The organism is Blautia massiliensis (ex Liu et al. 2021) (assembly GCF_052064225.1).
GTDB lineage: Bacteria > Bacillota > Clostridia > Lachnospirales > Lachnospiraceae > Blautia_A > Blautia_A fusiformis.
This window is the reverse complement of record NZ_JBQHWA010000005.1, coordinates 90,575-109,018: the sequence shown is the minus strand read 5'-3', so window position 1 is coordinate 109,018 and position 18,444 is coordinate 90,575. Positions and strand designations below refer to the sequence as shown.

The 18,444-nt window shown below is 46.1% G+C and carries 25 protein-coding genes; 19 read left to right on the top strand and 6 right to left on the bottom strand.

Going from position 1 to position 18,444, the window contains the following annotated elements:
- Positions 1–60: 60 nt before the first annotated feature.
- Positions 61–978: a LysR family transcriptional regulator gene (locus ACTNDQ_RS03210; RefSeq protein ID WP_278797222.1), complete on the bottom strand. Its 918-nt coding sequence runs from the start codon at positions 976–978 to the stop codon at positions 61–63.
- A gap of 191 nt (positions 979–1,169) precedes the next feature.
- On the opposite strand from ACTNDQ_RS03210, the gene ACTNDQ_RS03205 reads away from it, so the two are divergent.
- Together ACTNDQ_RS03205 and ACTNDQ_RS03200 are read left to right on the top strand one after the other, a co-directional pair.
- Positions 1,170–2,093 (top strand): 4Fe-4S binding protein, encoded by a 924-nt coding sequence (locus tag ACTNDQ_RS03205; protein ID WP_021977051.1) that lies wholly within the window; start codon positions 1,170–1,172, stop codon positions 2,091–2,093.
- A gap of 196 nt (positions 2,094–2,289) precedes the next feature.
- Positions 2,290–4,272 carry a sodium-translocating pyrophosphatase gene (locus ACTNDQ_RS03200; RefSeq protein ID WP_044961021.1) on the top strand — a complete coding sequence of 661 codons (1,983 nt, stop codon included), beginning with the start codon at positions 2,290–2,292 and terminating at the stop codon, positions 4,270–4,272.
- Between the two features lie 121 nt (positions 4,273–4,393).
- On the opposite strand, the gene ACTNDQ_RS03195 is transcribed toward ACTNDQ_RS03200, so the two are convergent.
- Genes ACTNDQ_RS03195 through ACTNDQ_RS03175 form a run of 5 tightly spaced genes read right to left on the bottom strand, consistent with a single transcriptional unit; the run spans position 4,394 to position 7,373 of the window.
- Positions 4,394–5,020 carry a stage V sporulation protein AA gene (locus tag ACTNDQ_RS03195; protein WP_278797228.1) on the bottom strand — a complete coding sequence of 209 codons (627 nt, stop codon included), beginning with the start codon at positions 5,018–5,020 and terminating at the stop codon, positions 4,394–4,396.
- 25 nt (positions 5,021–5,045) lie between these two features.
- Positions 5,046–5,402, bottom strand: coding sequence for a SpoVA/SpoVAEb family sporulation membrane protein (locus ACTNDQ_RS03190; protein WP_059085334.1), 357 nt, complete (start codon positions 5,400–5,402; stop codon positions 5,046–5,048).
- A 2-nt stretch (positions 5,403–5,404) separates the two neighbouring features.
- The gene (locus tag ACTNDQ_RS03185; protein WP_278797229.1) at positions 5,405–6,460 is read right to left on the bottom strand and encodes a stage V sporulation protein AD; all 1,056 of its coding nucleotides are present in this window, start codon (positions 6,458–6,460) and stop codon (positions 5,405–5,407) included.
- Entirely contained in the window at positions 6,457–6,915 is a 459-nt protein-coding gene (locus ACTNDQ_RS03180) for a SpoVA/SpoVAEb family sporulation membrane protein (RefSeq protein WP_059085336.1), read from the bottom strand. Before ACTNDQ_RS03180 ends, ACTNDQ_RS03185 begins: the two co-directional genes overlap by 4 nt.
- Before the next feature lie 41 nt (positions 6,916–6,956).
- Positions 6,957–7,373: a stage V sporulation protein AB gene (locus ACTNDQ_RS03175; protein WP_015526908.1), complete on the bottom strand. Its 417-nt coding sequence runs from the start codon at positions 7,371–7,373 to the stop codon at positions 6,957–6,959.
- A 191-nt stretch (positions 7,374–7,564) separates the two neighbouring features.
- Between ACTNDQ_RS03175 and ACTNDQ_RS03170 the strand changes: the two genes are divergently transcribed.
- The 17 genes from ACTNDQ_RS03170 (at position 7,565) to rpsQ (ending at position 18,440) form a co-directional block, all read left to right on the top strand.
- Positions 7,565–8,296 (top strand): tRNA threonylcarbamoyladenosine dehydratase, encoded by a 732-nt coding sequence (locus tag ACTNDQ_RS03170; protein ID WP_044961026.1) that lies wholly within the window; start codon positions 7,565–7,567, stop codon positions 8,294–8,296.
- Between the two features lie 117 nt (positions 8,297–8,413).
- Positions 8,414–9,331, top strand: a complete 918-nt coding sequence (gene murB / locus ACTNDQ_RS03165; protein WP_279198982.1) for a UDP-N-acetylmuramate dehydrogenase — start codon at positions 8,414–8,416, stop codon at positions 9,329–9,331.
- A gap of 187 nt (positions 9,332–9,518) precedes the next feature.
- Positions 9,519–10,397 carry an RNase adapter RapZ gene (gene rapZ, locus ACTNDQ_RS03160; protein ID WP_015526911.1) on the top strand — a complete coding sequence of 293 codons (879 nt, stop codon included), beginning with the start codon at positions 9,519–9,521 and terminating at the stop codon, positions 10,395–10,397.
- A gap of 48 nt (positions 10,398–10,445) precedes the next feature.
- On the top strand, positions 10,446–11,402 hold the full coding sequence (gene whiA, locus ACTNDQ_RS03155) for a DNA-binding protein WhiA (protein WP_279198983.1): 957 nt from the start codon (positions 10,446–10,448) through the stop codon (positions 11,400–11,402).
- Positions 11,399–11,653 carry an HPr family phosphocarrier protein gene (locus ACTNDQ_RS03150; RefSeq protein ID WP_015526913.1) on the top strand — a complete coding sequence of 85 codons (255 nt, stop codon included), beginning with the start codon at positions 11,399–11,401 and terminating at the stop codon, positions 11,651–11,653. The genes whiA and ACTNDQ_RS03150 overlap by 4 nt, the downstream gene beginning before the upstream one ends.
- A gap of 145 nt (positions 11,654–11,798) precedes the next feature.
- The gene (locus tag ACTNDQ_RS03145) at positions 11,799–12,878 is read left to right on the top strand and encodes a hypothetical protein (RefSeq protein WP_441063674.1); all 1,080 of its coding nucleotides are present in this window, start codon (positions 11,799–11,801) and stop codon (positions 12,876–12,878) included.
- 348 nt (positions 12,879–13,226) lie between these two features.
- Positions 13,227–13,544 (top strand): 30S ribosomal protein S10, encoded by a 318-nt coding sequence (rpsJ, locus tag ACTNDQ_RS03140; protein WP_015526916.1) that lies wholly within the window; start codon positions 13,227–13,229, stop codon positions 13,542–13,544.
- Between the two features lie 65 nt (positions 13,545–13,609).
- Entirely contained in the window at positions 13,610–14,242 is a 633-nt protein-coding gene (rplC, locus tag ACTNDQ_RS03135; protein WP_015526917.1) for a 50S ribosomal protein L3, read from the top strand.
- 21 nt (positions 14,243–14,263) lie between these two features.
- A complete protein-coding gene (gene rplD, locus ACTNDQ_RS03130) occupies positions 14,264–14,884 on the top strand; it encodes a 50S ribosomal protein L4 (protein WP_015526918.1) in 621 nt (206 codons plus the stop codon).
- The gene (gene rplW, locus ACTNDQ_RS03125; protein ID WP_015526919.1) at positions 14,884–15,183 is read left to right on the top strand and encodes a 50S ribosomal protein L23; all 300 of its coding nucleotides are present in this window, start codon (positions 14,884–14,886) and stop codon (positions 15,181–15,183) included. The genes rplD and rplW overlap by 1 nt, the downstream gene beginning before the upstream one ends.
- Positions 15,184–15,245: 62 nt before the next feature.
- Positions 15,246–16,091, top strand: a complete 846-nt coding sequence (gene rplB, locus ACTNDQ_RS03120; RefSeq protein WP_015526920.1) for a 50S ribosomal protein L2 — start codon at positions 15,246–15,248, stop codon at positions 16,089–16,091.
- Positions 16,092–16,106: 15 nt separating this feature from the next.
- Positions 16,107–16,388 (top strand): 30S ribosomal protein S19, encoded by a 282-nt coding sequence (gene rpsS, locus ACTNDQ_RS03115; RefSeq protein ID WP_015526921.1) that lies wholly within the window; start codon positions 16,107–16,109, stop codon positions 16,386–16,388.
- An 86-nt stretch (positions 16,389–16,474) separates the two neighbouring features.
- Positions 16,475–16,864 carry a 50S ribosomal protein L22 gene (rplV, locus tag ACTNDQ_RS03110; protein ID WP_015526922.1) on the top strand — a complete coding sequence of 130 codons (390 nt, stop codon included), beginning with the start codon at positions 16,475–16,477 and terminating at the stop codon, positions 16,862–16,864.
- 11 nt (positions 16,865–16,875) lie between these two features.
- The gene (gene rpsC / locus ACTNDQ_RS03105; protein ID WP_015526923.1) at positions 16,876–17,532 is read left to right on the top strand and encodes a 30S ribosomal protein S3; all 657 of its coding nucleotides are present in this window, start codon (positions 16,876–16,878) and stop codon (positions 17,530–17,532) included.
- Entirely contained in the window at positions 17,532–17,969 is a 438-nt protein-coding gene (gene rplP / locus ACTNDQ_RS03100) for a 50S ribosomal protein L16 (RefSeq protein ID WP_015526924.1), read from the top strand. The genes rpsC and rplP overlap by 1 nt, the downstream gene beginning before the upstream one ends.
- Positions 17,959–18,168 (top strand): 50S ribosomal protein L29, encoded by a 210-nt coding sequence (gene rpmC / locus ACTNDQ_RS03095; RefSeq protein WP_021650762.1) that lies wholly within the window; start codon positions 17,959–17,961, stop codon positions 18,166–18,168. Before rplP ends, rpmC begins: the two co-directional genes overlap by 11 nt.
- 17 nt (positions 18,169–18,185) lie before the next feature.
- Entirely contained in the window at positions 18,186–18,440 is a 255-nt protein-coding gene (gene rpsQ / locus ACTNDQ_RS03090) for a 30S ribosomal protein S17 (protein WP_021650763.1), read from the top strand.
- The last annotated feature ends 4 nt before the right edge of the window (positions 18,441–18,444 follow it).

Sequence of the window (18,444 nt, the reverse complement as noted above, 5' to 3'; positions counted from 1 at the left end):
TACATATCGTAAGAGCGATATGTGCGGCCGTTTTTTTACTGGATCAGGTAAGTCCCCTGCTTATTCCTGTTCCAGAACACCCATGACAGAGGGCAGTTCCAGCTGCTGATAGGTGTGAAGGATCTTTTCCAGCTCAAAGATGGCAGGGGTAAGAAACTTATTCTTGTGATAGACCAGCTTGAATTTCCGGTTCCATTCCCCTGCTTCGTTGCAGAAGACCCGGACTGAACGGTGACGGATCTCATGATGCATAAGACGGATGGACATAACAGAGAGCATCTGGTTATACAGCACTGCGTTCAGCAGTGCCTGCGGACTGTTGGCTTCCCAGGCAGTCCGGATCTTCAGATCATGGCGAAGGGTGTAATCCTCAAAAAGCTGTCTGGTACCGCTTCCATGTTCCCGGACTGCAAATTTCTGGTTGTTCAGCTCCTGGACATGGATGCGTCCTCTGCGGTAAAACGGATGCTTTTTTCCGGCGGCAAGGACCAGACAGTCATCGATGATGGGAAGAACGACAAGGTCCGGGGAATGGATCTCACCTTCTACCACAGCAGCGTCCAGCTCAGAACGCAGAAGCTTCTGCTCGATATTTTGCGTGTTGGTGACAAAGGAGTAAACGTCAAGGTCCGGGATTTTTTTCTGCAGATCCAGGATAATGGATGGGGTCAGGCAGGTTCCCACAGTGAGGGTGGAGCCAAGCTTCAGGGTGGAAGACTGTCCCTGGTTCTGCATCAGCTCTTCCAGCTGCTGAAACTGGCGGATCATTTCACGGGCATGGGGAAGAAGAAGCTTTCCCCGTTCTGTGAGATAAAGCTTTTTTCCAAGACGTTCAAAGAGAAGGCCGTTATAATGAGCTTCCAGCTCACGGATGGCCTGACTGACTGTTGGCTGGGAAAGATAAAGATGTTTGGCAGCAGCACTCATGGAGCCCTGTTCCGCAACGGCCGCAAAAACAGTGAGATGGCGGATGGTCATATGGAATCTCCTTTTATTGTAAATTAATATATAGGTAAAACCTATCATTTTTATAAAATAATATCATTTTTCAAATACATCTTCAAGTGGTATAGTAGAAAGTACGTGAAAACGATTTCAACATTGCAAAATACAGGGCAACGATACCATGGGAAAGTATCGGAATGCCGGTGAGACCAGGAGGAGGAAATATGTCAGCATTAACTGTAAGCAAAGAGGAAGAGAAAAGACTGAAGGGGCAGGGGTTTTTAAATAATCGGGGAACCGATGAATTTTCTGCACGGGTGATCACTGTAAACGGAAAGGTGACAGCGGCACAGCACAGATGTATGGCGGAAGCAGCAGAGAAATTCGGCAACGGAAATCTTACCTACACGACCAGGCTCTCCGTGGAGATCCAGGGAATCCCCTACGAAAAGATCGAAGAGTTTCAGGAATTTATTGCGAAGGAAGGTCTGGAGACAGGAGGAACAGGAGCAAAGGTCCGACCGGTAGTATCCTGCAAGGGAACCACCTGTCAGTATGGACTTCTGGATTCCTATGCAATTTCAGAAGAGATTTTCCGGAGATTCTATAAAGGCTACCGTCAGGTTGCACTGCCGCATAAATTTAAGATCGCAGTAGGCGGATGCCCGAATAACTGTGTGAAACCAAATCTGAATGATGTGGGGATCATCGGACAGAGGATCCCGCACTTTGACAGCGAGGCCTGCAAGGGCTGTAAAAAATGTGCCATTGAAGCTGCATGTCCAAACAAAGTGGCGAAAGTCGTTGACGGGAAACTGCACATTGATGAGGAGCTTTGCAGACACTGCGGAAGGTGTGTGGGAAAATGTCCATTCCATTCCATCCCGGACGGTACCTACGGATTCAAGATCTATATCGGTGGACGCTGGGGAAAGAAAATTTCTCATGGAAAGGCCCTGAACCGGATCTTTACGTCAGAGGAAGAGGCACTGGATGTTATTGAGAAGGCAATCCTGCTTTTTAAGGACCAGGGATTAAAGGGAGAACGTTTTGCCGAGACTATAGAACGAATTGGATTCGAAAATGCAGAAAAACAATTATTGGAAAAAAATCTTCTGGAAAGAAAAATGGAAATTTTGTCCAAATAGATATATAAAAAAACTTCCTATTATATAAGCTGTCTGAAACTGATAAAATGCGAGCAATAATATAAAAAAATTTTATTTCATTTATATAAATTTTTATTATATCACAATATTAACAAAAAACTAAGTGAAAATTCTATTTGAAATATGCAAAATAATGTGATAAAGTATTAACAATACATGAACGGAGGTAAAAAGAGTGGAAAACTACATGTATTTGGTGCCGGTGGCAGCAGTACTGGCACTTCTGTTCGCAGCATACCTTGCAGCGAAGGTCAGCAAGCAGGATGCAGGAACAGACAGAATGAAGGAGATCGCAGGTGCGATCGCAGAAGGTGCCCGCGCCTTCTTAACAGCAGAGTACAAGATCCTGGTTATTTTTGTAGCTGTACTTTTTGTACTGATCGGAATCGGAGTTGGAAGCTGGGTAACAGCAATCTGCTTCGTAGTAGGTGCTCTGTTTTCAACAATCGCAGGATACTGCGGTATGACCGTTGCAACAAAGGCTAATGTAAGAACAGCAAATGCAGCAAAAGAGGGAGGAATGAACAAGGCTCTTTCCATTGCATTCTCCGGCGGTGCTGTTATGGGTATGTGTGTTGCAGGTCTTGGTGCACTGGGTGTCAGCGTTGTGTATATCATCACAAAGAACGTTGACGTACTTTCTGGATTCAGCCTTGGTGCTTCTTCCATCGCACTGTTTGCACGTGTTGGTGGTGGAATCTATACAAAGGCAGCTGACGTAGGAGCTGACCTTGTAGGTAAGGTTGAGGCAGGAATCCCGGAGGATGACCCTCGTAACCCGGCTGTTATCGCGGATAACGTAGGTGATAACGTAGGTGATGTTGCCGGTATGGGTGCAGACCTTTTTGAGTCCTATGTAGGATCTCTGGTATCTGCCCTTACACTTGGTGCGGTAGCCGGAGCAGTTTCCGGTGTTCTCTATCCGCTGGCTATTGCAGGCTGTGGACTGATCGCATCCATCATTGCAACATTCTTTGTAAAAGGTGATGATAATTCCAATCCGCAGAAAGCCCTCACAAGAGGAAGCTATGTATCTGCAGCACTTGTTATCATCGTGTCCCTGATCCTCAGCAAGACTCTCTTCGGAGACATGAAGGCAGCCATTGCTGTGATCGCAGGTCTTGTTGTCGGTGTCATCATCGGAAACATTACAGAGTATTACACATCTGCAGATTACAAACCGGTTCAGGGAATCGGCGAGCAGTCTGAGACAGGTGCAGCTACAACTATCATCAGTGGTATCGCAGTAGGTATGAAATCTACAGCATTCCCGATCCTGCTGATCTGTGTTGGTATTTTTGTAGCATACGGTGTGGATGGATTATACGGAATCGCTCTTGCAGCAGTTGGTATGCTTTCCACAACAGGAATCACAGTTGCCGTTGACGCGTATGGACCCATCGCTGACAATGCCGGTGGTATTGCAGAGATGTCAGGTCTGGATGAGTCAGTTCGTGAGATCACAGATAAGCTTGATTCTGTAGGTAACACAACAGCAGCTATGGGTAAAGGCTTCGCGATCGGTTCCGCAGCTCTTACAGCGCTTGCTCTGTTTGTATCTTATGCGAATGCAGTAAATCTGGATGCGATCAATATCCTTGCTCCTCGTGTTACGATCGGTATCTTTATCGGTGGTATGCTTACATTCCTCTTCTCGGCCTTCACAATGGAATCCGTTTCCAAGGCTGCTTACAAGATGATCGAGGAAGTAAGACGCCAGTTCCGTGAGAAACCGGGTATCATGAAGGGTACCGAGAAACCGGATTACAAATCATGCGTTGCGATCTCCACAACAGCAGCTCTTCACGAGATGATGCTTCCTGGAATCATGGCGGTCGTTGTTCCGGTTATCGTAGGTGTTGTTCTTGGCGTTGAGGCTCTTGGAGGACTTCTTTCCGGTGCGCTTGTAACAGGTGTACTGATGGCAATCTTCATGTCCAACGCAGGTGGTGCATGGGATAATGCAAAAAAATACATCGAGACAGGTCATCATGGCGGAAAAGGCAGCGAGGCGCACAAAGCAGCCGTTGTCGGCGATACAGTCGGCGATCCGTTCAAAGATACATCAGGGCCTTCCATTAACATCCTGATCAAGCTTATGACTATTGTATCACTGGTATTTGCTCCTCTGTTCTTATCCATCGGAGGACTTCTGTAAATATCATTTCAGAAAAAAGTAAACCCATATTATATAAAAAAAGCTCTTTGCAGAGAAATCTGCAGGGAGCTTTTTTTTGCGACAGGCGGCGGAATTGTACGGATATGAGAGTGTGCTCTGGTTATGATTCAGTTTCTGGATTTTCTGTTCGTGCAGCCTGTTCGATCAGTGTCCGGTTTACATCATCCTCATAGGTACGCATCTGCACCTGCATAGGTGTGGGATCATCGCTTAGCTTCAGATGCCCGAAATGATTAAAGAAGATCAGTACGCCGAGGCCGATCCCGATGGAGTAGGAAATCTCCAGGATGGTAAAGCCGGAGGAACTTTTTCCCGTAACAAGAGCGTAAAACTGGCTAAAAAGGCTGCCCATATCTACGTCATTATTAAAGGTCATAATGGAAAAAGCGGCGCCGAAAAAGGAAACCAGGCATACAAAAAGGATTTTTACATACCGGAAAATTTTCCCTGTGGCAGAGCTGATGCGGTAGGTGATGATAAAATCCGTTTCCCCGATGGGAGAAATATCAATGGAGGGTTCCAGCTTCTGGATCTTTTTCAGAAGATCCGAGACAGACATCACATAGTGTCCGGGCTTTTTTGCATCCAGAACGATCACAGGCATGACCCGCAGACGATTGAGGATTTTGGGGTCACTCATGGAAAGTGCAGCGATATCCTGAAGATATACATGTGGGTTGGTGACTTCAATGTTCTGATCCAGCTGCAGATAAAGAGTATCACTCATGAGAAAAAACTCCTTTCCCGGAATATTATTTTTTCATTTTTGGACGGAAGAAGAGACTGGCCAGATAAGAGAAGATCAGGGCGGAGGAAACTCCGGCAGCACAGGCAGTGAAGCCTCCTGTAAAAAGCCCAAGGATGCCGTCTTCTTCAATGGCTTTTTTCATACCCTCCCATAATACATGTCCGAAACCGATCAGCGGGACGGAGGCCCCGGCACCTGCAAAATCCACCAGCGGCCGGTAGACGCCAACGGCACTTAACAGGGCGCCGCTACATACCAGAAGTACCATCACACGGCCAGGCATCAGCTTTGTCTTGTCCAGAAGGATCTGGATCAGGGCACAGACAAGGCCGCCGAACCAGAATGCGTTAAAGTAATCCATGCTCATACCTCCATATGCTCGATGACAACTCCGTGGGCAATACCTGGAATACTGTCACCTTCATTAAAGCTTACTTTGGAAAGAAGCGCTCCTGTTGGTACAAAAAGGATCCGCTTCCATTCTCCGGATACAATCTTCGGAAGGATATAGGAGGCAAGGACTACAGCAGAACAGCCGCAGCCGCTTCCTCCTGCGTGGGTGTCCTGAGAAGGATTGTCATAGATCAGGATACCGCAGTCTTTATGAATGGGAGAAAGCCGGATATTTTGTTCCTCCAGAAGATCCAGGAGAATTTTCTGCCCGATGATCCCCAGATCCCCGGTAAAGACGGCATCATAATCCGAAGGCGTCCGCCCGAAATCCGAAAAGCTTCGTGCAATGGTATCGCAGGCTGCAGGAGCCATACAGCCTCCCATGTTCATGGAATCCCTGAGACCGTAATCCATCACACGGCCGGCAGTAAGGCCGGTGATAGCAGCACAGCCTTTGCCGGAGCGCAGAGGAGCTTTTTCTCCGGGAGGAGATGTACTTAGGATACAGGCACCGCTTCCGGTTACTGTCCAGGTGGCAGAAAACGGCCGCTGGTTTCCGTATCCCAGAGGAAAACGAAATTCTTTTTCCGCACTTGCGAAATGGCTGGAGGTGGCACATAAGACCCGTGTGCCGAATCCGGCGGTCAGAGCAAGGGAACCGAGAGAAAGTGCTTCCCCTATGGTGGAGCATGCGCCGTAAAGACCGTAAAAGGGAATTCCAAGTCCAGCGGAGCCGAAACAGGTGGCTGATGTCTGAGCAAGAAGATCTCCGGCGAACATCAGATGGATATCTTCGGAGCCCAGTCCGGCTTTGCTTATGGCCTGAGTGGCAGTTTCTTTCTGCAGTGTGCTTTCCGCAGATTCCCAGGTGTCACAGCCAAACATGGGATCTTCACAGACCAGGTCAAAAAGATCTCCAAGAGGACCGTCCGCCTCTTTCTGACTGACGATGGATGCGGCGCTTTCGATATACAAAGGCTGTGAAAATGCAATGCTGGCTGCGCCAAGTCTGAGATTTTTGCTCATGATATCACCTCCAGGATCTTCAGGATATAATAGATCACACCCAGTCCCCAGGCGCTTAAGATGCCGTAGAGGATCACAGGACCTGCAATAGTAAAGATCTTGCACCCTATGCCGAAAACCTGTCCTTCTGCCCGGAACTCAATGGCGGATGCAGCCACTGAGTTGGCGAATCCGGTAATGGGAACAAGACTTCCTGCACCGCCGAATTTGCCGATTTTGGGATAAATACCAAAGCCTGTGAGAAGGACGCTTAAGAGAATGAGAAGGACAGAACACCAGGTTCTGGAATCGGAAGCATCTGCACCGAGAGCCTGTGCTGTGTTTAAGATAACCTGTCCAAGAAGACAGATCAGTCCGCCTGTGAGAAAAGCTTTTGCCATATTCAGCGGCAGACTGTGGGTGGGAGTAAGCTGCTTGACATATTGTTCATATTTTTTTTCGTTGATATTTTGCATATGGAAAATCCTTTCGTGAGATGGTAGAGTGACAGTAAGAATTACATCCAGCTCATGGCATAATAAAACAGGGAGCCCAGGGCTTTTCCGGCAGCAATGGAAATTATTACCGGAGAAAGCCCCTGAGAGAGCTTCAGCCGTCTGGCAAAGACGGGAAAGACTTTTGCGATTTCTGCCAGTGCAAGGATCCAGCCGCCCAGGAAAATTCCGAAAAATACTCCGCAGACAGCCAGGAAAAAAGGTCCCAGCGGAATTCTGATCGGAAACAGGGTGACGACGGTTCCGGCAACTGTTCCCAGAAGTGTCAGATCTTCATAAAGAAAAATCTGGTCAGCTGTATGCGTGATACCTGCATAGCGGGGAACAATGGAAAGGCCGATCAGCAGTCCGGAGACACCTCCTGCAACGATGATCCCGGCACAGAAACCGATAAAGCACAGAATCAGCTGTTGAAGCATGGACAGAACCTCCTTGTGGGATTGTATGGGAATAGTATGAGAAAATATAAATTTTTTATGCGAAAATCTTAAAAAACAAGAATATCTGTACATTTACGGACAGAGATAGTATAATAAAAAGGAATATGGACAGCGGCGGACAGGCGCTGTCTTTCTCAATCAAAAGAAAAAACAGTGTCAGGAGGACGGATATGCAGGATGCTTTTTCACGTATGGAATTGCTCGTTGGAAATACAGGTGTAAAAAAACTCAGCAGGGCGAAAATTGCAGTATTCGGTCTTGGCGGAGCCGGATCACAGGTGGCAGAGTCACTTGCGCGCTGCGGTGTGGGGAGTCTGACACTGATCGATCATGAAAAGATCACATTGACGAATATCGGAAGCCAGGTGCTGGCACTTCATTCTACTCTGGGAATGAGCAAGGTAGAGGCGGCCAAGAAGAGAATCCGGGATATTGATGAGAATATTTTGGTGCATACCTACGAAACCTTTTATAATGAGGAGACTGCGGGAATGTTTGAATTGCGTTCCTTTGATTATATTGTGGATACAATGGGAACACTGTCGTCAAAACTGCTTCTGATCAGCAGAGCAAGGGAGGGACGTGTGCCTGTGATCTCCTGCCTGGACATCGGGGACAAGATAGACCCGTCTAGACTTGAGGTTGCGGATATCAGCAGGACCACAGTATGCCCGGCGGCCAGGATCATAAAAAAAGAACTGCGTAAACAGGGAATACGTAAACTCAAAGTACTGTATTCCAGAGAACAACCGGCAAAAGAAAAGCTTTTCAGACGGAGAAGAACTATGGTGAAGAAGCCTGCCGAAGGAAATATTTCCTTTGTGACAGGGACTGCGGGATATCTGCTGGCGGGAGAAGTTGTGCGGGATATACTGTCAGCCGGAAACGTTTCACACAGCTGACAGCAAATGAGAAATTGAGCGCAGATCACGGACAGATCCAGTTCATGAGCATGAGTCAAGGCGGAACAGTAATGTCTGCTTTACAGAAATAAAACAGAAAGACTGAGGAAATAAAAAGTGAATTCAGAAATCATAAAAAAGTTCTGCGATCTTCTTGGAGAAGAACGTGTTTTTACAGGCGAAGCAATGAGCCGTCATACAACTTTTAAGATCGGAGGTCCGGCGGATTATTTTCTGATGCCGGATAAAGACACAGATGTGGGGCGTATCGTAAAAATCTGTAAAGAAAGTGCGATCCCTTATTTTATCCTCGGAAATGGAAGTAATCTTCTGGTAGGAGACGGCGGTTACCGTGGCGCGGTTATCCAGATCTACAAAAATATGTCTGCCGTTACCGTAGAAGGAACAGAGATCACCGTACAGGCAGGTGCGCTGCTTTCATCGGTGGCAGCAGCAGCAAAAAATGCAGCTCTTACAGGCTTTGAGTTTGCAGGCGGGATCCCGGGAACTATGGGCGGTGCGGTTGTGATGAATGCAGGTGCCTATGGCGGCGAGATGAAGGATGTTCTCACAGAGGTAACTGTGATGGATGAGGAGGGAGAGATCGTTACCCTTCCGGCAGATAAACTGGAACTGGGATATCGTACCAGCATCATCAAAACCGCAGGTTATATCGTGCTGGAAGCAAAGCTGCAGCTGAAGGAGGGAAATCCGGAAGTGATCCGTGAGACCATGAAAGATCTGACGATCCGTCGTACCACCAGACAGCCGTTGGAGTATCCCAGTGCTGGAAGTACCTTTAAGAGACCGGAGGGATATTTTGCAGGTAAGCTGATCATGGACAGCGGTCTTGCTGGATATCAGGTAGGTGGTGCACAGGTTTCTGAGAAACACTGTGGCTTTGTGATCAATGCAGGCGGTGCAACTGCCAGGGATGTCCGCACGCTGATGGATAATGTCAGGGATATCGTTTATAAGAAATATGGAGTTACGCTGGAACCGGAGGTGAAGTTCCTGGGTGATTTTGAAGCCTGATGACCATTTCTGGTACATCGTTTTCAAAATAATTATACCACTTACTTGTCTGTGGATCCGATCGCACAGACCTAAAAGGCTCAGCGTAGTCCGGCTTTCAGGTACCCAGGATACGAAACAGAGGGAACAGGAATGCGTATGTACGCTTTACAGATAACGGAAGAAGAAATGGAAAGGAAGAGAGACTATGCGTTTTGTGATCGTTACAGGAGTGTCAGGAGCAGGAAAAACAGCTGCACTTAAAATGTTGGAGGATATGGGATATTTCTGCGTGGATAATCTTCCAATCCAGCTTCTGGAAAAATTTGCTTCCCTTCTTCCTGAGATGCAGAGCGAAAATGTTAGAAATGTGGCTCTGGGGATCGATGCCAGAAGCGGAAGTGCCCTTGATGAACTGGAAGTAGTTCTGGACCGTATGAAGCAGACCGGATATGATTACGAGATCCTGTTTATGGATGCAGAGGATTCGGTCCTTGTAAAACGCTATAAAGAATCCAGAAGAAGCCACCCGCTGGCAAGAGCAGGGAGAGTGGATGAGGGAATCCGCCTGGAACGTGAGAAAACAAAATTTCTCCGGAAACGTGCGGATTATATCATTGATACCAGCCATCTGCTTACCAGGGAGCTTCGCCAGGAAATCGAAAAGATCTTTGTGGATGACAGAGAGTTCAGCAATATCATGATCTCTGTGCTTTCCTTCGGCTTTAAGTATGGAATCCCGGCAGATGCAGATCTTGTGTTTGATGTGCGATTTCTTCCCAATCCCTATTATGTGGATGAACTGCGTCCTCTGACAGGCCTTGACGATGAAGTGTTCAATTATGTGATGGCCAGTGATACGGCGAAAGCCTTCGCGGACAAACTGGAGGATATGATCCGTTTTCTGATCCCTAACTACATTAAAGAAGGGAAAACAAGCCTTGTGATCGGTATCGGATGTACAGGGGGAAAACATCGTTCTGTTACTATTGCCAGAGAACTTTTTTCCAGGCTTTCCAAATCGGATGAATACGGCATCCGCCTGGAGCACAGGGATGCGGAGAAGGACAGACTTCTGAAAAAATAACTGCCGCGATGAAAAGGGTGGCAGGGAAACAGTAAAAGAGGGTTCGGGATGTCATTTTCAGGAAAAGTCAAAGAAGAACTTGCAGGACAGCTTAGTCTGGCCAGGCACTGTCAGGTGGCAGAACTGGCGGCACTGCTCTGCGGCTGCGGCCGTGTGGAAAAAATGTCGGATGGAAACAGAAAACTGTGGATCCAGACAGAAAATGAAGCAGTTGCAAGAAAAAGCTTTACATTATTGCGAAAAACCTTTAATATAGAGACAGCGATTGTTATTCGGGAAGGGTCTCATCTCAAACGGGGTAAGGTATATCTTGTTGAGGTTACGGATCCTGCCAGAACAGAGGAAGTACTGCAGGGGACAAAGCTTTCTGTGGATAACGAAACCGGTTTACTTGAAATGGATAATTCGCTTGTGGTTCAGATGAACTGTTGCAAGCGGGCATTTATTCGCGGTACTTTTTTGTCGTCCGGTTCGATCAGTGATCCAGAGAAAGGGTATCATTTTGAGATCGTGTGTCCGGACAGCAGGAAAGCAGAACAATTACAGGGGATTATCCGCAGTTTTCGCGTAGAAGCTAAAATTGTGGTGCGCAAGAAATCATATGTGGTCTATGTGAAGGAAGGCGCGCAGATCGTTGACATGCTGGCAGTCATGGAGGCGAACGTAGCCCTTATGGATCTGGAGAACATCCGGATACTTAAGGAAATGCGTAACACGGTAAACCGTAAGGTGAACTGTGAGGCTGCGAATATCAATAAAACGGTAAATGCGGCAGTGAGACAGGTGGAAGATATACAGCTGATCAGCAGAACTATCGGCTTTGAGAGCTTAAGCGATGGACTGGCACAGATAGCCAGGCTGAGACTGCAGTATCCGGATGCCACTCTGAAAGAATTAGGTATGATGTTGAATCCGCAGGTGGGCAAATCAGGTGTGAATCACCGGCTTCGCAAGCTGAGTGAGATCGCAGATGAGCTGCGGGAGAAGAAGGAGGAGCTATTATGATTAAAAAACCAATCACTATCAACTTATCCACTGGACTGGAGGCAAGACCTGTAGCACAGCTTGTTCAGGTGGCAAGCCAGTTTAACAGTGAAATTTATGTTGAGATTGGCAAAAAAAGAGTCAATGCAAAGAGCATTATGGGAATGATGACCCTGGGACTTGACGCTGGAGAAGAGATTACACTGTCAGCCAACGGTGATGATGAGAATGCAGCGATGGAGAGCATTGAACAGTATTTAAGCAACCAGTAATCAGTTGGGACAGAGCAGTCCGCGGAAAAGGGTAGATTCCTGCGGATGTGGAATATAAAGGGATACAGACGGAAAGGAAGACCGATTCCCGCTGTATCCCTTTCCGCTTCAAAGTACCTACAAATATGAAAGAGGAAGATTACCTATGTCAAAAGTATTGAAATTTATCGTACATTTTGTTGTGATATGCACACTGATCTGTGTACTGGGACTTGTTCTTCCGCCGTTCTTCGGGGTGAGAACAGTGATCGTGGATAAATCCGATAAGGCAACGAACCTCCCAGTCGGATCTGTTACATATGCGATCCCGGAGAAGAGTTCTGCGATCAGCGCAGGTACTCCGATCCTTGTACAGAAAGATTCCGAGACATATAAATATACGATCACCAATCTCGATGCCTCCAAGGGAACCGGAACAGTAACAGATCAGTCCGTTTCCGGAGGAAAGACTTTTACCATTAAGGTTGGAGATTATGTTCCGAAAGTTGTAGTTACCATTGGCTATGTGGGATATCTTATGGTGGCCACAGAAAGTATTGAAGGCCTGATCATTCTTGGTCTGGTCGTATTGTTCCTGATCATCCTGTATGTGATCGCAGAACTCTGGAAGAAAGAGCCGGATGATATTGAGGAAGATGTGAACGATCCGGAACCGGGTTATGTGAAGTCCAGGAAAGAGCTGAAGCAGGAAGAAAAAGCACGTGCCAGAAGAATGAAGGAAGAAGAAAAAGAAATCATTCAGGAAGAAAAGGCACGAAAGCACAAAAATAAAAAAGCAGATAAGCGTAAGGTCCGTACGGGCGGTTTCGTAGATGAGATTGACGAAGAGGATGTTGCAGGCTATTCGGAGAATAAAAAGAAGGCTGCCATACAGCAGACTGCACAGACTGCCGCAAGTGAAGCTCATGCGGAACTTAAGAAAGAGATTGCAGCAGCCACTTCAGAAGAAGCAGATATGCTTTCCAGACTGGAAATAGCAGAACGTACGGTTGAAGAAAACAGAAAGCCGCATCCGGCCGGAAAGGTCGAAGAGGTTCCGGAAGAGGAAGAGGAGCCGGTTACCATTGGAAGCCTTGCGATGCCGTCTTATTCCGCAGCGCAGCTTGCAAGCCGCGTAAAGAAGGCCGGTGATGCGCCGGATATTGTTAAGGATGACATCACGAAGGTTACACTGTTTGATTACTCGGATATCATCAGTAGTGATGTGGACGATATGGAAGAATAAAATAAGTACCTATTATATAAGAAGAAAATGGTTCAGAAATGAGCCATTTTCTTCTTTTTAAAAAAAATCAAAAAAATTAAAAAAAAGGCTTGCATTCTGAAGAATCATCGTATATACTAATCCTTGCTGTGACATTGATAGCTATGAAGCGCGAGGTTGCTGCCACACTGGCAGGTTTTCCGTGGAGCGAATGTCAAGTTAGGAAACTGACGACAAGTCACTGTACAAAGTTCAATAACCATCTTGGGATGGGACGTGTGTGCAAATATACCATGACACACACGGAGATGTGTACAGTCGCCGCTTGTCGTACTGCTATATAAGTACGAATAGGAGGAGACTTTTTTTATGGCAAATCAGGTAATGAGAATCACATTAAAGGCATATGATCATCAGCTCGTTGATGCATCTGCAGCAAAGATCATCGAGACAGTAAAGAAGAACGGAGCAATGGTAAGTGGACCGGTTCCGCTTCCTACTAAGAAAGAGGTTGTTACAATCTTAAGAGCTGTTCATAAATACAAAGATTCCAGAGAGCAGTTTGAGCAGAGAACACATAAGAGACTTATCGATATCCTGACACCAACTCAGAAAACAGTAGATGCACTTTCCAGACTGGAAATGCCGGCTGGTGTTCACATCGATATCAAGATGAAAAACCGCTAATAATGTCATTTGACATTAACTATATGATTACCGAATGGTAATCCGCTATAAGGAGGAAGAAAGAAATGAAGAAAGCTATTTTAGCTACTAAAGTCGGAATGACTCAGATCTTCAATGAAGATGGAATGTTAATTCCGGTAACTGTTTTACAGGCAGGTCCTTGCGTTGTAACTCAGGTTAAAACTGAGGAGAACGATGGATACACATCAGTTCAGGTTGGCTTCGGCGAGATCAGAGAGAAACTGGTCAACAAACCGGAGAAAGGCCACTTTGACAAAGCTGGTGTAGCTGTAAAGAGATTTGTAAAAGAGTTCAGATTTGACAATGCCGGCGAGTATGAGGTTGGACAGGAGATCAAGGCTGATATCTTTGCAGCAGGAGATCATATCGATGCTACTGCAGTTTCCAAAGGTAAAGGCTTCCAGGGCGCCATCAAGAGACATGGCCAGTCCAGAGGACCTATGGCTCACGGTTCTAAATATCATCGTCATGCAGGTTCCAACGGCGCTTGCTCCGATCCGAGCAAGGTTTTCAAAGGAAAACATATGCCAGGTCACATGGGACATGTTCAGGTAACTGTTCAGAATCTTGAGATCGTACGTGTAGATACAGAAAATAACTTACTGTTAGTTAAGGGTGCTGTTCCAGGACCTAAGAAATCTTTGGTTACAATCAAAGAGACAGTAAAGTCCTTATAATAGGAAAGGAGGAGCATCAGAATGGCTAATGTAACTGTTTATAATATGGAAGGCAATGAAGTTGGCACAATGGAGCTGAATGACGCAGTATTCGGCGTTGAGATCAACGAGCATCTCGTTCATCTTGCAGTTGTTCGTCAGCTTGCAAATAACCGTCAGGGAACTCAGAAAGCGAAAACTCGTTCTGAGGTAAGAGGCGGCGGAAGAAAACCGTGGAGACAGAAAGGAACAGGTCATGCAAGACAGGGTTCCATCCGTGCACCACAGTGGACAGGCGGCGGTGTTGTATTCGCTCCGGTTCCGAGAGATTATGAAGTGAAAATGAACAAGAAGGAAAGAAGAGCAGCTCTTAAATCCGCTCTGACATCCAAGGTTCAGGATAATAAACTTGTTGTTGTTGACAGCCTTGCACTTGCTGAGGTTAAGACAAAAGAGATGCAGAAGGTTCTTACAAACCTGAAAGCAGAGAAAGCTCTTGTAATCACAGCTGACAACGATCAGAACGTAGTTCTTTCCGCAAGAAACATCGCTGACGTGGAAACTGCAACACCGGCTACAATCAACACATACGATGTTATGAAACACAACACCGTAGTTGTTACAAAGGATGCCGTTGCATCTATCGAGGAGGTATACGCATAATGGCAAGTATTCAGTACTATGACGTAATCATCCGTCCGGTTATCACAGAGAAATCCATGGCAGACATGGGTGAGAAGAAATATACATTCCTTGTACATCCGGAAGCTAACAAGACTCAGATCAAAGAGGCTGTTGAGAAGATGTTCGAGGGAACAAAAGTTAAGAGCGTAAACACCATCAACAGTGATGGAAAGAAAAAACGCCGTGGAATGGTAGTTGGAAAAACTGCTAAGACTAAAAAAGCTATCGTAGCTCTTACAGAAGAGAGCAAAGATATCGAGATTTTTGAGGGACTTTAATTAACAGATAAGTCCGAATATGTGCACGAAAGCACGAGAACAAATTCGAAAGGAGAAACATCATGGGAATCAAAAGCTATAACCCATATACACCGTCAAGAAGACATATGACTGGTTCCGACTTCTCTGAGATTACAGCTGCAAAACCAGAGAAATCCCTCGTTACTTCCCTTAAGAAGAACGCTGGACGTAACAATCAGGGTAAGATCACTGTAAGACATCAGGGTGGCGGAAGCAGAAGAAAATACAGAATCATCGACTTCAAGAGAAGAAAAGATGGAATCCCTGCAACAGTTAAAACAATCGAGTACGATCCGAACAGAACAGCTAACATCGCTCTGATCTGCTACGCAGATGGCGAGAAAGCTTACATCCTCGCTCCAGAGGGACTTAAAGTAGGCCAGAAGGTTTACAATGGTCCTGAAGCTGAGGTTCGTGTTGGAAACTGCCTCCCACTGGAGCTTATCCCGGTTGGTACTATGGTTCACAACATTGAGCTTCATCCTGGAAAAGGCGGACAGATGGTTCGTTCTGCAGGAAACGGCGCACAGCTCATGGCTAAAGAAGGAAAGTACGCAACACTTCGTCTTCCTTCCGGTGAGATGAGAATGGTTCCGATTGTATGCCGCGCAACTGTTGGTGTAATCGGAAACGGAGATCACAACCTTATTAACATCGGTAAAGCCGGACGTAAACGTAACATGGGTATCAGACCTACAGTTCGTGGTTCCGTAATGAACCCGAATGACCATCCACATGGTGGTGGTGAAGGTAAGACCGGTATCGGACGCCCAGGTCCTTGCACACCGTGGGGCAAACCTGCTCTCGGCCTGAAGACCAGAAAGAAAAACAAACAGTCCAACAAGTACATCGTAAGAAGACGCGATGGAAAAGCATTATCGAAATAATAAGGAGGAGAAAGCATGTCTCGTTCACTGAAAAAAGGACCTTTTGCAGACCAGAGCTTACTTAAAAAAGTAGACGCTCTTAACGCTGCAAATGATAAATCCGTAATCAAAACTTGGTCTCGCCGTTCCACAATCTTCCCGTCTTTCGTAGGACACACAATCGCTGTTCATGACGGAAGAAAACATGTGCCGGTATATATCACAGAGGATATGGTAGGACACAAACTTGGTGAGTTCGTTGCAACAAGAACTTACAGAGGACACGGAAAAGACGAGAAGAAGTCCGGAGTACGCTAGTCATCAGATTTATAACTGCCCGCTGTCAATTTAAGACAGCTGGCAGATAACTTAGATATCGAATTTAAGAAAGGAGGCACTTTAAGATGGCAAAAGGACATAGAAGCCAGATAAAGAGAGCCAGAAATGAGAATAATAGAGAGACAAGGCCGTCTGCAAAGTTATCTTATGCAAGAATTTCTGTTCAGAAAGCCTGCTACGTATTAGATGCGATCCGTGGCAAAGATGTACAGACAGCACTTGGTATCCTGACATACAATCCGAGATACGCTTCCAGCGTGATCAAAAAACTGCTTGAGTCAGCAGTAGCAAACGCTGAGAACAACAACGGAATGAACGCAGACAACCTTTATGTTGCAGCATGCTATGCAGATAAGGGACCTACAATGAAGAGAATTCAGCCGAGAGCACAGGGTAGAGCTTACAGAATCGAGAAGAGAACTAGCCATATCACAGTTGTGCTTGATGAAAGGTAAGGAGGAAAAGCATGGGACAGAAAGTTAATCCGCATGGCCTTAGAGTCGGAGTTATCAAGGATTGGGATTCCAGATGGTATGCAGAAGACAAGTTTGCTGACTACCTGGTAGAAGACTACAACATCAGAACATTCCTTAAAAAGAAATTATACAGCGCAGGTGTTTCCAAAATCGAGATCGAGAGAGCATCTGACAGAGTTAAGATCATCATCTACACAGCAAAACCTGGTATCGTAATCGGTAAGGGTGGCGCAGAGATCGAGAAAGTTAAAGCTGAGCTTCAGAAATACACAGACAAGAAGCTTATCGTTGACATCAAAGAAGTTAAGAGACCGGACAAAGATGCACAGCTGGTTGCTGAGAACATTGCTCTTCAGCTTGAGAACCGTATTTCCTTCAGACGTGCTATGAAGTCCACAATGCAGAGAACAATGAAGGCTGGCGCTAAGGGAATCAAGACTTCCGTATCCGGACGTCTCGGCGGAGCTGATATGGCTCGTACAGAGTTCTACAGCGAGGGAACAATCCCGCTTCAGACACTTCGTGCAGATATCGACTATGGCTTTGCGGAAGCAGACACCACATACGGTAAAGTTGGTGTTAAGGCATGGATCTACAATGGTGAGATTCTTCCGACAAAAGGAACTAAGGAAGGGAGCGATAAATAATGTTAATGCCAAAAAGAGTAAAACGTCGTAAACAATTCCGTGGCTCCATGAGAGGAAAAGCCCTTAGAGGCAATGTTATCAACTATGGTGATTTCGGTCTTGTTGCTACTGAGCCATGCTGGATCAGATCTAATCAGATCGAGGCAGCCCGTGTTGCTATGACCCGTTACATCAAACGTGGCGGTAAAGTTTGGATTAAGATTTTCCCGGATAAACCGGTAACAGCTAAACCAGCTGAGACTCGAATGGGTTCCGGAAAAGGCGCTCTGGAGTACTGGGTAGCAGTAGTAAAACCAGGTCGTGTTATGTTTGAGATTGCAGGCGTGTCCGAAGAGGTTGCCCGTGAAGCATTACGTCTTGCAATGCACAAGTTACCATGTAAATGTAAAATCGTTTCTCGTGCAGACTTAGAAGGCGGTGATAACAGTGAAAATTAATAAGTTCGTGGAAGATTTAAAAGCAAAGTCAGTTGCAGAACTGAATGAAGAATTAGTAGCTGCTAAAAAAGAGCTTTTCAATCTGAGATTTCAGAATGCAACAAACCAGTTAGACAATACAGGACGAATCAAAGAGGTTCGTAAAAATATTGCCAGAATCCAGACAGTAATCACTGAGCAGGCAAACGCTTCCAAATAGGACAGGAGGACATAATCGTGGAAAGAAATCTGAGAAAAACCCGCGTGGGTAAGGTTATCAGCGACAAAATGGATAAGACCATCGTAGTTGCAATTGAAGACCATGTAAAACATCCTCTTTACAAAAAAATCGTGAAGAGAACATATAAATTAAAAGCTCATGACGAGAACAATGAGTGCAACATCGGAGATACCGTTAAGGTAATGGAGACCAGACCGCTGTCCAAGGACAAGAGATGGAGACTGGTTGAGATCGTAGAGAAAGCTAAATAAGGAG